The following is a 13,481-nucleotide window of genomic DNA, read 5'->3' as shown; positions in this document are numbered from 1 at the left end:
CGCGTGTGCCTGGTTGGTCGCGCAGTTCCCCGCGCCCCTGACGTGCTGCAACTGGCCCACTGCAGGCAAGTTGCACCACCAGGGGCGCGGGGAACTGCGCGACCAACCCCCTACGGTCCGCACCTGAAAGAACCGCCTAGGCGCCCAGCGCCGCCGCAGTGAGCGCAGCCGCCGCAGCGGCGACTGCGGCGGCGACCAGGACGGCGCCCCCGCCCCGTACCGCCGCGGACCGCACCAGCAGTCCCCCCGGCGCTCCTATCCGGCTGAGCGAGGCGTAGGAGCCCCGCCGGGCCCGCGCCAGCTCCACCAGCCGGGCCAGCAGCGCGCCCAGCACGCAGACGCCGAGCAGCAGGACCTCCACCAGCACCAGCGGTCCCGCGGGGCGGCTGCCGGGGGCGTCCCGCAGCAGCAGGGTGGCCACCACGGCCCCGGCCACCGCCAGTACGGCCAGCGGCGCGCCCAGCCGCCAGCACTCGGCCTGCAGCGCGCGTCCGCCGAGCAGCCGGACGGCCCGCGGACGGCCCGCCGCGAGCAGCCCGCCGACCAGGTACAGCAGCACGGGGACGGCGCCCGCCAGCCCGAGCAGGCCCAGCACGCCACCGGTCCAGGCCTCGGCGCTCGCATGGCCCCGCATCCCCAGCACGGCGATCACCGAACCGGCCAGGGCGGGTACGCCCACTGCGACGAGGTAGGCGGCCGGCGGCCGGCGCAGCACCCGGTCCGCGTCGTCGCCCGGCAGCAGATCGACCGACCGCACCGCGATGCCGGCCGCGAGGCCGCCCAGCAGCGGGACCACCGCCAGCAGCGCGACCGTACCGGCGGCGGGCAGATTCCCGCCGACGCCCAGCGCCGGGTCCAGTTGGCCGCCGGGGGTCAGCTCCAGCCAGTGCTCACGCAGCACCACGAAGCCGAACAGGGCCAGCACCGCGCCCAGTGCGCAGATCAGCGCGATCTCCCCGGCCAGCACCAGCCGGGTCCGCACCGGCCCGGCACCCGCCGCGACCAGGCCGGCGATGCGCTCGGGCCGCTGCACCGGCAGCGAGCGGGCCCAGGCGGCGCAGAGGTAGCCGACGGCGGCCAGCGCGGGCAGGCACCACAGCAGCCGCTCGACCGCGGCCCCGGTGTCGTCCGGGCTGCTCAGCGCCCGTCCCAGGGCGCTGAGCAGCAGGGCACCCACGGTGGCCGAGGCGGCGGCGGTGAGCAGGCAGCGGCAGAGGTCCAGGAAGCCGTAGCCGCGGGCTAGACGGAGGTAGGGGAACACTGCTCCTCATCCCTCCGCAGCAGCTCGGACGGTTCTTCCGCGGCTGCCGTCGCCGCTGCCGCCTGGCGGGCACGGACCGGGGCGGCGAGCCGACCGTCCACCATGGTCGCCACCCGGTCCGCGTAGCGGGCCAGCCCGGGGTCGTGGGTGGCCAGTACCAGGGTGATCCGGTGCGAGCGCGATGCGGTGACCAGTATCCGCATCACCTGGTCCCGGGCGTCGCGGTGCAGCGGAGCGGTCGGCTCGTCGGCGAAGACCACCGCGGGCTGGTGGGCCAGGGCCCGGGCGACGGAGATGCGCTGGCGCTGGTCCTGCCGCAGCGCGGCCGGCCGCTGCCGGGCGCAGTCGGCCACGTCGAGCCGCTCCAGCCACTCCATGGCGGCGACCGTGGCGTCCTTGCGCGCCGCGCCGGCCAGCAGCAGCGGCAGTGCCACGTTCTCCCGCGCGGTCAGCTCGGGGACCAGCCGGGGCTGGGGCCCGACGTGGCCGAAGCGCTCGCGCCGCAGCCGCTCCCTGGCGGTGCGGCCGAGAGTGTGCACGGGGGAGCTGTTGAACCAGATCTCGCCCTCGTCGGCGGGGAGCACGCCGCTGAGGCAGTCCAGCAGGGTGCTCATCCCGCAGCCGCGCGGTCCGGTGACGGCGAGGACCTCGCCCTCGCGCACGCCCAGGGAGACACCGCGCAGTGCGGGGGTGCCGCGGATGGTGTGCACCAGCCCTCGTGCCCACAGCACGTCGTTGTCGGGCGGGGCGACGGTCACTGGGGTCCTCCCGGTCGTGATGGTGGCTCACAGACTAGAACGAGTGATCCGCTTCGGGGTTGCGCACCGCACGGTTGGAACTGTCGTGTCGATCACTCGAACGCCAGGAGCTCCGGTGGTCCGGGAACGCCGCTGGGCGGCCCCGACCCTACAAGGTCAGGACCGCCCAGTGGCGGAGAGCAGGAGGAATGCAGCGAACTACATCCGGTTCCAGGCCTCGGTCAGCACCGTGCGCAGGATCTGCTCGATCTCGTCGAAGGTCGACTGGTCGGCGATCAGCGGCGGCGACAGCTGGATGACCGGGTCACCGCGGTCGTCGGCGCGGCAGTACAGGCCGTTCTCGAAGAGCGCCTTGGAGACGTAGCCGTACAGGATGCGCTCGCACTCGTCGTCGTTGAAGGACTCCTTGGTGACCTTGTCCTTGACGAGCTCGATGCCGTAGAAGAAGCCGTTGCCGCGGACGTCGCCGACGATCGGCAGGTCGTGCAGCTTCTCCAGGGTGGAGCGGAAGGCGTCCTCGTTGGCGAGGACGTGCTTGTTGAGGCCCTCGCGCTCAAAGATGTCCAGGTTGGCCAGCGCCACCGCGGAGGAGACCGGGTGGCCGCCGAAGGTGTAGCCGTGCAGGAAGGTGTTGTCGCCCTTGTAGAACGGCTCGGCGATCCGGTCCGAGATGATCGCCGCACCGATGGGGGAGTACCCGGAGGTCATGCCCTTGGCGCAGGTGATGATGTCGGGGATGTAGTCGAACTTGTCGCAGGCGAACATGGTGCCCAGACGGCCGAAGGCGCAGATGGTCTCGTCCGACACCAGCAGCACGTTGTACTGGTCGCAGATCTCGCGGACCCGCTGGAAGTACCCGGGCGGCGGCGGGAAGCAGCCGCCGGCGTTCTGCACCGGCTCCAGGAAGACGCAGGCCACCGTCTCCGGGCCCTCGAACAGGATCTCCTGCTCGATCTGGTCGGCGCACCAGCGGCCGTAGGCCTCCGGGTCGTCGCCGTAGATCGGGGCGCGGTAGATGTTGGTGTTGGGGACCTTGTGGGCGCCCGGGACCAGCGGCTCGAACGGGGCCTTCAGGGCCGGCAGGCCGGTGATGGACAGCGCGCCCTGGGGGGTTCCGTGGTAGGCCACCGCGCGGGAGATCACCTTGTACTTGGTGTGCTCACCGGTCAGCTTGAAGTACTGCTTGGCCAGCTTCCACGCGGTCTCCACGGCCTCGCCGCCACCGGTGGTGAAGAAGACCTTGTTGAGGTCGCCGGGGGCGTAGTTGGCCAGCCGCTCGGCGAGCTCCACGGCGGAGGGGTGCGCGTAGCTCCAGATCGGGAAGAAGGCCAGCTTCTCGGCCTGCTTGCGGGCGACCTCGGCGAGCTCGGCGCGGCCGTGACCGGCCTGGACCACGAACAGACCGGCCAGGCCGTCCAGGTACTTGCGGCCGTTGGAGTCGTAGATGTAGGTGCCCTCGCCGCTGACGATCGTCGGCACCGGGTTGTTCTCGTACGACGACATCCGGGTGAAGTGCATCCACAGATGGTCGTAGGCGGTCTTCGAAAGGTCCTTCGTGGCCGGGTCGGCGCTCATCGGGTACCCCAGGTGTAGGTCTGTTTCCGGAGCTTCAGGTAAACGAAGCTTTCGGTTCTCCGCACGCCGGGAAGCGCGCGGATCCGCTTGTTGATCAGTTCGAGGAGGTGTTCGTCGTCCTCGCAGACCAGCTCGGCCAGCAGGTCGAACGATCCTGCGGTGACGACGACGTAGTCCACCTCGTCCATGGCGGCCAGGGCGTCCGCGACCGGTTCCATGTCGCCCTCGACGGTGATGCCGACCATCGCCTGCCGGGTGAACCCGACGGTGAGCGGGTCCGTCACCGCGACGATCTGCATGACACCCTGGTCGAGGAGCTTCTGGACCCGCTGGCGCACGGCAGCCTCGGAGAGGCCCACGGCCTTGCCGATGCTGGCATAGGGCCGACGGCCGTCCTCCTGGAGCTGCTCGATGATCGCCTTGGAGACGGAGTCGAGGGGAACGCTGCCGTTCCGTTCACGGTTGGCCACGCCCTCACCCTGCCCTATCGTGCGCCCGTTCGCAAGGGATTCCGTTGCACAAAGCCGGAAAACGTACTGATTCCATCGTTGCTTCCGCTCAGGTCTGCCGATAACCGCAGAGACAGGGCTAGGCTGGTGCCGTCGCCGGCATCACCAGCATCAAAGGAGCCGGAGAGCCGGATTCGAGGAGAGGTCCCCGTGAGCGAGCTTCAGACGCTGCGCAACTACATCAACGGCGCGTTCGCCGACGCGGCCGACGGCCGAACCACCGAGGTCGTCGACCCGACCACCGGTGAGGCGTACGCCACCGCGCCGCTGTCCGCCCAGGCCGACGTGGACGCGGCGATGGCCGCGGCCGCAGCCGCGTTCGAGGGCTGGCGGGACACCACCCCCTCGGTGCGCCAGCTGGCCCTGCTGAAGATCGCCGACGCGATCGAGGCCCGCGCGGACGAGCTGGTCGCGGCCGAGTCCAGGAACACCGGCAAGCCGCTGGGGCTGACCGCCTCGGAGGAGATCCCGCCGATGGTCGACCAGATCCGCTTCTTCGCCGGCGCCGCCCGCCTGCTGGAGGGCAAGTCCGGCGGCGAGTACATGGAGGGGCTGACCTCCTTCATCCGCCGCGAGCCGGTCGGCGTCTGCGCCCAGGTCGCGCCGTGGAACTACCCGATGATGATGGCGGTGTGGAAGTTCGCCCCGGCCATCGCGGCCGGCAACGCGGTCGTCCTGAAGCCCTCGGACACCACCCCGGCCTCCACCGTGCTGCTCGCCGAGATCATCGGTGAGATCCTGCCGGCCGGTGTGTTCAACGTGGTCTGCGGCGACCGGGAGACCGGCCGGCTGATGGTGGAGCACCACACCCCGGCGATGGCCTCCATCACCGGCTCGGTCCGGGCCGGCATCCAGGTCGCCGGCTCCGCGGCGAAGGACGTCAAGCGGGTCCACCTGGAGCTGGGCGGCAAGGCCCCGGTCGTGGTCTTCGACGACGCCGACATCGCCGCCGCGGTCGAGGGCATCAGCGTGGCCGGCTACTTCAACGCAGGCCAGGACTGCACCGCGGCCACCCGCGTGCTGGTGCACGAGTCCGTCCACGACGAGTTCGTGACCGCGCTGGCCAAGGCCGCCGCCGACACCAAGACCGGTCTGCCGGACGACGAGGACGTGCTCTACGGCCCGCTGAACAACGCCAACCAGCTGGCCCAGGTCACCGGCTTCATCGAGCGCCTCCCCGCGCACGCGAAGGTCGAGGCCGGCGGGCACCGGGTCGGCGAGGTGGGCTACTTCTACGCCCCCACCGTGGTCTCCGGGCTGAAGCAGGACGACGAGATCATCCAGAACGAGGTCTTCGGCCCGGTCATCACCGTGCAGAAGTTCTCCGACGAGGCCGAGGCGATCGCCAACGCCAACGGCGTGGAGTACGCCCTGGCCTCCTCGGTCTGGACCAAGGACCACGCCCGTGCGATGCGGCTGGCCAAGAAGCTCGACTTCGGCTGCGTGTGGATCAACACCCACATCCCGCTGGTCGCCGAGATGCCCCACGGCGGCTTCAAGAAGTCCGGCTACGGCAAGGACCTCTCCGCCTACGGCTTCGAGGACTACACCCGGATCAAGCACGTGATGACCTCGATCGAGGGCTGAACCCGGAACACCGCAGGGCCGGACCCCGTCGGGTCCGGCCCTGCGGCATGTCCGACTAGCGTCGCACCGCGTCCAGCGCCAGCAGCGCGACGTGCAGCGACAGGCAGGACTCGACCTGGTCCAGGTCGACCCCGAGCACCCGCTCGACCTTGTGCAGCCGGTCGTAGAACGAGGGCCGGGACAGATGGGCCGCGTCCGCGGCCGCGGACTTGTTGCGCCCCTGCTCCAGGTAGATCCGCAGCATCTGGATCAGCTGGCTCCCGTGCTCCGCGTCGTACGCCAGCAGCGGCCCCAGCTCGCGCTCCACGTAGGTCTGCAGCCGGGCGTCGTCGCGCAGCAGGTGCAGCAGGCCGCGCAGCCGGACGTCGGGCAGGCGGTAGTAGGAGGCCGAGCGGGCACCGGAGGCGGGGGCGTCGTGCAGGGCGGCGTCGGCGACCTGGGTGGCCTCGACCAGGGTGCGCCGGGCGTCGCGGACCGCGCCGACCGAGGAGCCCACGGCGATCACCGGTTCGGGCTGCTCCGCCTCCAGGACCAGCCTTCGCAGCGACGAGGCGAAGCCGTCCAGTGCCGCGTGCTCGTCGTCGCGCGGACCCAGCGAGACCAGCAGGCCCACCGCCTCGTCGTCCAGCGCGCCGACCAGCGCGGTCAGCCGCTTCTCCCGCACCGCGGCGGCCGCCGTCTCGGTGAAGTCGCGCAGCCGTGCCTGTGCCTCCAGCGCCGCCGGGGTGGTCCCGCGGCGCTGCCGCAGCACCACCCCGACCAGCCGCCGCCCCTCCAGCGGAACGCCCAGCGCCGAGGCGCGCAGGGCCACGTCCGACACCGTCAGCGCATGCGTCAGGATCCCGGACAGCAAGGTGCGGTGCGTCTGCCGCTCCAGGCTCTCCCGGTCGCGCACCAGCAGCCGGTTCAGCGCCAGGGTGGCGGCGGCCCGCTCCAGCAGCATGGTGTGGCGGTGCGAGGCCTCGGCGGGGGCGACGTCCTCCTGCGCCGAACTCGGCGCGCCCAGCAGCACCAGGCGCCCCCAGTCGTGCCCGCGCGCTCCCACCGAGGTGACCAGCCAGCCGGTCCGCGGATCGTGCCCGGTCCGGCCCTTGGGCCTGACCCCGCGGGAGCGCGACTCCCAGCCCGCCAGCAGCACCTGGGCGTTCTGGCCCGCCGTGTCGTACGCCAGCACCTGGTGCGACAGGTTCTCCAGCACCACCGGCGCCCCCGCCATCCGGGACACCTGCTGCACCACCTCGACCGGTTCGGCGCCCTCGACCGCCAGCTCGTTGAAGGTCTGGTGGATCTCCTCCGACGACCGCAACTCCTCCAGCTGCGCGTTGACCACCAGCGCGTGCACGGCCTCGGTCACCGCGACGAAGCGCAGCTCGCGGCGGAGCACGATCAGCGGCAGCCCGCGCTGCTCGGCCGCATGGACCAGGGCCCGCGGCAGGTTGTCGAAGTAGCGCCGCCCGAACTCCACCACCAGGCCGGCCACCCCCACCTCGGCCAGCTCCCTGACGTACTGCGCCAGGCCGTCGCGGTGCTCCGGCAGGGCGATGCCCGTGGTCAGGATCAGCTCACCGCCCTGCAGCACCCCCGCGACGTCCGGCAGCTCGCTGACGTGCACCCAGCGCACCAGGCGCTCCAGGTGCTCCCGGCCGGCCACGACCTCCGGCAGGCCACGGGTGACCACGTCCAGGTCGAGGACGCGGGCGACGGTGGGGAACAACGGGACCTCCGGAAACGATCGTGGAATCCCTTCATAGTGTCAGTCGGATCCGACATGCGGGCAACGAGGTGTCGGATTCGGGTAGCTGGCAGGGTGTAATGCCAGTAACGATCTGCCTTGCGCACTGTTGCTTGCCGCTCTCGTCCGAACCGGGGCATCGTACGCAGAGTGGGCGCCCCGCCCTGCAGCCGCCGCCCGACACCGGGTGCGCCGCATGCACCCCGCCGTCGCTGGAGGAACACATGACCCGGAACACCGTCGGCTCCCGCTTCGACGCCGGGGCCCAGTACCTGGCCGGAGCGCTGCGCGAAGGCACCGGGACGGAGACCTTCGACGTCGTCGACCCCTCCAACGGCAGCCTGGTGCAGCGGGTACGCCTCGCCTCCACCGCCGACGTCGACGACGCGGTGGCAGCCGCCCGCGCTGCCTTCCCCGCATGGTCGAACGCCACCCCCGGCACCCGCTCCGATGCCCTCACCAGGCTGGCCGGCATCCTCGCCGAGCGTGCCGACGACTTCGCCCGGGTGGAGAGCGCCCAGACCGGCAAGCCGATCAAGCTCTCCACCGAGTTCGACGTGCCCGGCACCATCGACAACACCGCGTTCTTCGCCGGTGCGGCCCGCAACCTGGAGGGCAAGGCCACCGGAGAGTTCTCCGGCGACCACACCTCCTCGATCCGCCGCGAGCCGATCGGCGTGGTCGGCTCCATCTCGCCGTGGAACTACCCGCTGCAGATGGCGGGCTGGAAGATCCTCCCGGCCATCGCCGCGGGCAACACCATCGTCCTCAAGCCAGCCGAGCTCACCCCGCTGACCTCGCTGATGTTCGCGCAGGCCTGCACAGACGCCGGGATCCCGGACGGCGTGGTGAACGTGGTCACCGGCGCCGGCCGCACCGCCGGCGAGCACCTGGTCTCGCACCCCGACGTCTCGATGGTCTCCTTCACCGGCTCGACCGGCGTCGGCAAGCGCGTCGGCGAGCTGGCGGTGCAGAGCGTCAAGCGCACCCACCTGGAACTCGGCGGCAAGGCCCCCTTCGTGGTCTTCGACGACGCCGACCTGGACGCCGCCGTCAACGGCGCCGTGGCCGCCGCACTGATCAACACCGGTCAGGACTGCACCGCCGCGACCCGCGCCTACGTCCAACGCCCGCTGTACGACGCCTTTGTGGCCGGTGTCGCCGAGCTCTTCGAGCAGGTCCGGCTGGGCGACCCGTTCAACCCGCAGACCGACCTCGGCCCGCTGGTGTCCTTCCGGCAGCGCGACAGCGTGGCGGGCTTCGTCGAGCGGGCCCGCGGCTACGGCGCCACCATCGCGGCCGGCGGCTACGCCCCGGAGAAGGGCCACGACGGCACCGACCTGACCCTGGGCGCCTACTACCGCCCGACGCTGATCACCGGCATCGCCCAGGACGCCGAGGTGGTCCAGAGCGAGATCTTCGGCCCGGTGCTGGTGGTGCTCCCGTTCGACAGCGACGAGCAGGGCCTGCGGCTCGCCAACGACACCCCGTACGGCCTCGCCGCCTCCGCCTGGACCCGCGACGTCTACCGCTCGCTGCGCGCCACCCGGGAGATCAAGGCTGGCTGCGTCTGGGTCAACGACCACATCCCCATCATCAGCGAGATGCCGCACGGCGGTTACAAGGCCTCCGGCTACGGCAAGGACATGTCGCAGTACTCCCTCGACGAGTACACGCAGGTCAAGCATGTGATGCAGGACATCACCGCGGTGGCCCGCAAGGACTGGCACCGCACCATCTTCGGCGACCGCGAGCAGTAGGCCGCGGTCCGTCGGACAACCCCCCTCCTACCGCACCCCTGAGGGTGCATCAGAGAGCAGTGAGAACATGGATCCGGCCCATTCCCTCGCCGACGTCCAGTACACCTCCTTCTGGCTGGCCGACCCGGCCAGGCCCGAAGCCCTGCCCGCCCTGGTCGGTGACGTCTCCTGCGACCTGCTGGTCGTCGGCGGCGGCTACTCCGGCCTGTGGACCGCGCTGATCGCCAAGGAGCGCGACCCCTCCCTCGACGTCGTCCTGGTCGAGGGCAAGGAGGTCGGCTGGGCCGCCTCCGGTCGCAACGGCGGCTTCTGCGCGGCCAGCCTCACCCACGGCTTCTTCAACGGCCTGGAGCGCTGGCCCGACGAGATCGACACCCTGGAGCGCCTCGGCCGGGAGAACCTCCAGGCCATCGAGGACACCGTCAAGCGCTACGGCATCGACTGCGACTGGGAGCGCAGCGGCGAGCTGGACGTGGCCACCGAGCCCTACCAGGTCGAGGAGTTGCGCGAGGGTGCCGAACTGATGGCCGCGCACGGCCTGGAGGTTGACTTCCTCGACGCCGACGCGATCCGCGCCGAGGTCGACTCGCCCACCTTCCTGGCCGGGCTCTGGGACAAGGACGGCGTGGCGATGGTCCACCCGGCCAAGCTCGCCTGGGGCCTCAAGCGCGCCTGCCTGGAGCAGGGCGTGCGGATCTTTGAGCACACCCCCGCCACCCGGCTCGCCGAGAGCGGGCCCGGGATGGCCGTCCGCACCCCGTACGGGCGGGTCTTCGCCAAGCACGTGGCGCTGGGCACCAACATCTTCCCCAACCTGGTCAAGCGGGTCCGGCCCTACCTGGCCCCGGTCTACGACTTCGCGCTGATGACCGAGCCGCTGACGGAGCAGCAACTGGAGTCCATCGGCTGGAAGAACCGCCAGGGGCTGGGCGACTGCGCCAACCAGTTCCACTACTTCCGGATCTCCGCCGACAACCGCATCCTCTGGGGCGGCTACGACGCGATCTACCATTACGGCGGTCAGGTGCGGGACGAGTACGACCACCGACCAGAGACCTACCAGAAGCTGGCCGGGCACTTCTTCACCGCCTTCCCGCAGCTCGAAGGGGTGAAGTTCAGCCACGCCTGGGGCGGCGCCATCGACACCTGCAGCCGCTTCTCGGCCTTCTTCGGCACCGCCCACAAGGGTCGGGTCTCCTACGCCCTCGGCTACACCGGCCTGGGCGTCGGCGCCACCCGCTTCGGCGCCGAGGTCATGCTCGACCTGCTGACGGGCAGGCAGACCGAGCGCACCGAACTGGAGATGGTGAAGAGCAAGCCGATGCCCTTCCCGCCGGAGCCGGTGAAGTGGGCCGGGATCGGCATCACCAAGTGGTCCCTGGACCGGGCCGACCACAACGAGGGCAAGCGGAACCTCTGGCTCAAGGCCATGGACGCCCTCGGCCTCGGCTTCGACAGCTGACAGCCGGCAGTTGACCGGCCTCGCGGGGCGTACCCAATAGCGGGTACGCCCCGCTCTTCGCACCCGTACGCGCCTTTTCGCCCCGTGTTCGCTCCCACGGATTGAGGATGTTGCCGACAACCGTGTAAGAGCTGGGCCGTATGTCGCTCTCTCTTGTTACCAGCGAGTCCACTTCGGGGCCTCGTCGGGAGGACGTGGAGGGCGAGGAGCGATGGAGAGCATGGAAGAACGGGGCGCTGTCGAGTGGCTGAGCGCCGCCGCCCCCGATCCGGAGGCATGCCGCTGGGAGTGGGAGCGCAGCTCCCTGGGGATCGTGCTGCTGCCGGCCGGCCGTCTCTGGGACGTGCTGATAGTGCCCGGCGAGCTGGGGCGGATCACCGTCGACGTGTTGCTGCGCCTCGAATCCGAACCGGGCCCGGTACTCGCGGACTTCGGAGACTTCCGGGTCGGCTTCTTCGTCCCCCCGGGTACCGCGGCGCGCTGGGTGGGCACCGGGGTCCGCACCGCCGGCCCGGGAACCTGGCTCGCCGTCCCCCACCCCGGCCGGGCGGGTAGGGGCCTGCGCTGGCTGGTGCCGCCCGACGGCAGCGGCACGCTCAACGACCCGGTGATGCTGGAACTCGCCATGCACGAGGCGGCGGCACTGCTCACCGGAGAGTCAGACGAGGTGTGAGTCCGACGAGGTGTAAGGGCGAATCGGCTTCCCCCGACAACCTGCCGATTGAGCGGATGCCCGCGCCGCAACAGAATGTGGAGAGCGCGGCACCCGATGGTGAGATCCCTGTGCCCCGCCCGGACTCGGAGGCAGACGTTGAGCAAGCACATCACCCACTGGATCGGCGGCAAGCAGGTCGCCACTGCGGGCAGCGCCCCGCGCCGCGGTGACATCTTCGACCCGGCGACGGGCAAGGTCACCGGCCAGGTCGACTTCGCGACCATCGCGGAGGTGGACGCCGCCGTGGGCGCCGCCGTCACGGCCTTCGGCGCCTGGCGCAACTCCTCCCTGGCCAAGCGCACCACTGTGCTCTTCAACTTCCGCGAGCTGCTGAACGCCCGAAAGGACGAGCTGGCCGCGATCATCGTCGCCGAGCACGGCAAGGTGCACTCGGACGCGCTGGGCGAGATCGCCCGCGGCCAGGAGGTCGTCGAGTACGCCTGCGGTATCCCGCAGCTGCTCAAGGGCGGCTTCACCGAGCAGGCCTCGACCGGGGTCGACGTCTACTCGATCCGCCAGCCGCTCGGCCCGGTCGCGATCATCTCGCCGTTCAACTTCCCGGCGATGGTCCCGATGTGGTTCTTCCCGATCGCCATCGCGGCGGGCAACACGGTGATCCTCAAGCCCTCGGAGAAGGACCCCTCCGCGGCGCAGTTCATCGCCGAACTGTGGAAGGAGGCCGGCCTGCCGGACGGCGTCTTCAACGTCGTGCACGGTGACAAGGTCTCGGTCGACCGCCTGCTGGAGCACCCGGACGTCAAGTCCGTCTCCTTCGTCGGCTCCACCCCGATCGCCCGCTACGTCTACGAGACCGGCACCCGCTACGGCAAGCGCGTCCAGGCCCTCGGCGGCGCCAAGAACCACATGCTGGTCCTGCCCGACTCGGACCTCGACCTGGCCGCCGACTCGGCGATCAACGCCGGATTCGGCGCGGCCGGCGAGCGCTGCATGGCGGTGTCCGTGCTGGTGGCCGTCGACCCGATCGGCGACGAGCTGGTCGAGAAGATCAAGCAGCGGATGGCGACCCTCAAGGTCGGCCCGGGCTGCAACGGCGACTCGGACATGGGTCCCCTGGTCACCGGAGTGCACCGGGACAAGGTCACCTCCTACCTGGAGTCCGGCCTCGCCGACGGCGCGGAGCTCGCGGTGGACGGCCGCAAGCACCCGATCACCGGCGCGGACAAGAACGGCGCCGAGACCACGGACGGCTTCTGGCTCGGCCCGACCCTCTTCGACCACGTCAAGCCGGGCATGTCCGTCTACAACGACGAGATCTTCGGCCCGGTGCTGTCGGTCGTCCGGGTCTCCTCCTACGAGGAGGGGCTGGAGCTCATCAACAGCAACCCGTACGGCAACGGCACCGCCATCTTCACCAACGACGGCGGCGCGGCCCGGCGCTTCCAGAACGAGGTCGAGGTCGGCATGGTCGGCATCAACGTGCCGATCCCGGTCCCGGTCGCCTACTACTCCTTCGGCGGTTGGAAGGCGTCCCTCTTCGGCGACAGCCACGCCTACGGCCCGGACGGCATCCACTTCTTCACCCGCAGCAAGGCCGTCACCTCCCGCTGGCTCGACCCCAGCCACGGCGGCATCAACCTCGGCTTCCCGACCAACGCCTGACAGGTAGCAGTACTGAGGCCGGCCGGGCAACGACTGACGTCGTTGCCCGGCCGTGCAGACACCTGGTCTGCACGGGCCCTCTCCGTTCCGGGCTCCGGTTCCCCGCTTCTCGGTTTGACACGGTCTTGACGGACGCGTAACGTTCTGCGAGTTGCCCTGCGGACAGCGGTGGCGGCGAAACCCCTGATGAGACGGCATGGCTCTTCTTTGGCATGCCGTTTATCGGGAAAGCGGTGGAATTGGCTCCGGCCGAGGAATTCCGCTAGAGTTTCACTCGTCGGAACGGGCCGCGAAGCAAACACTTCACGGGCCGGGAGGACGGAAAGCAAGCCGGAAACGGTCTGCTAGAGTAGAAAACGAAGGAAGCGCCCGGAGGGCTGGTGTGAAAGCCGCTCGAAGGAAGCGTCCGTACCTTGAGAACTCAACAGCGTGCCAAAAGTCAACGCCAAATGTTGATACCCCGTCCGCCTGCAATTCTGTGGGTGGTCGAGGTTCCTTTGGG

10 protein-coding genes are annotated in these 13,481 nt (G+C 70.5%); 5 read left to right on the top strand and 5 right to left on the bottom strand.

Going from position 1 to position 13,481, the window contains the following annotated elements:
• Window positions 1-136: 136 nt before the first annotated feature.
• From ABUW04_RS22305 to ABUW04_RS22290, 4 genes are all read right to left on the bottom strand, one after another.
• Entirely contained in the window at window positions 137-1,261 is a 1,125-nt protein-coding gene (locus ABUW04_RS22305; RefSeq protein ID WP_380566378.1) for a hypothetical protein, read from the bottom strand.
• Complete coding sequence (locus ABUW04_RS22300) at window positions 1,240-2,019, bottom strand: ABC transporter ATP-binding protein (RefSeq protein ID WP_380566377.1); 780 nt, start codon at window positions 2,017-2,019, stop codon at window positions 1,240-1,242. The genes ABUW04_RS22305 and ABUW04_RS22300 overlap by 22 nt, the downstream gene beginning before the upstream one ends.
• A gap of 198 nt (window positions 2,020-2,217) precedes the next feature.
• Window positions 2,218-3,594 (bottom strand): aspartate aminotransferase family protein, encoded by a 1,377-nt coding sequence (locus ABUW04_RS22295; protein ID WP_030263787.1) that lies wholly within the window; start codon window positions 3,592-3,594, stop codon window positions 2,218-2,220.
• Window positions 3,591-4,064, bottom strand: a complete 474-nt coding sequence (locus tag ABUW04_RS22290; RefSeq protein WP_030263784.1) for an Lrp/AsnC family transcriptional regulator — start codon at window positions 4,062-4,064, stop codon at window positions 3,591-3,593. The genes ABUW04_RS22295 and ABUW04_RS22290 overlap by 4 nt, the downstream gene beginning before the upstream one ends.
• Before the next feature lie 189 nt (window positions 4,065-4,253).
• Between ABUW04_RS22290 and ABUW04_RS22285 the strand changes: the two genes are divergently transcribed.
• Window positions 4,254-5,690 (top strand): gamma-aminobutyraldehyde dehydrogenase, encoded by a 1,437-nt coding sequence (locus ABUW04_RS22285; protein ID WP_030263781.1) that lies wholly within the window; start codon window positions 4,254-4,256, stop codon window positions 5,688-5,690.
• A gap of 55 nt (window positions 5,691-5,745) precedes the next feature.
• Here ABUW04_RS22285 and ABUW04_RS22280 read toward each other — a convergent pair whose 3' ends face one another.
• Window positions 5,746-7,404 carry a PucR family transcriptional regulator gene (locus tag ABUW04_RS22280; protein WP_380566376.1) on the bottom strand — a complete coding sequence of 553 codons (1,659 nt, stop codon included), beginning with the start codon at window positions 7,402-7,404 and terminating at the stop codon, window positions 5,746-5,748.
• Between the two features lie 242 nt (window positions 7,405-7,646).
• Here ABUW04_RS22280 and ABUW04_RS22275 point away from each other — a divergent pair, with 242 nt between their 5' ends.
• From ABUW04_RS22275 to ABUW04_RS22260, 4 genes are all read left to right on the top strand, one after another.
• Window positions 7,647-9,182 (top strand): gamma-aminobutyraldehyde dehydrogenase, encoded by a 1,536-nt coding sequence (locus tag ABUW04_RS22275; RefSeq protein WP_380566375.1) that lies wholly within the window; start codon window positions 7,647-7,649, stop codon window positions 9,180-9,182.
• A 67-nt stretch (window positions 9,183-9,249) separates the two neighbouring features.
• Window positions 9,250-10,644 (top strand): NAD(P)/FAD-dependent oxidoreductase, encoded by a 1,395-nt coding sequence (locus ABUW04_RS22270; protein WP_380566374.1) that lies wholly within the window; start codon window positions 9,250-9,252, stop codon window positions 10,642-10,644.
• A gap of 211 nt (window positions 10,645-10,855) precedes the next feature.
• Window positions 10,856-11,317, top strand: a complete 462-nt coding sequence (locus ABUW04_RS22265; RefSeq protein ID WP_030263770.1) for a hypothetical protein — start codon at window positions 10,856-10,858, stop codon at window positions 11,315-11,317.
• Window positions 11,318-11,413: 96 nt separating this feature from the next.
• Complete coding sequence (locus ABUW04_RS22260) at window positions 11,414-12,979, top strand: CoA-acylating methylmalonate-semialdehyde dehydrogenase (protein WP_051726418.1); 1,566 nt, start codon at window positions 11,414-11,416, stop codon at window positions 12,977-12,979.
• Window positions 12,980-13,481 lie beyond the last annotated feature (502 nt).

It is taken from the genome of Streptacidiphilus jeojiensis (assembly GCF_042510965.1).
Taxonomy (GTDB): Bacteria; Actinomycetota; Actinomycetes; order Streptomycetales; family Streptomycetaceae; genus Streptacidiphilus; species Streptacidiphilus jeojiensis.
This window is presented reverse-complemented; position numbering and strand designations above follow the sequence as displayed.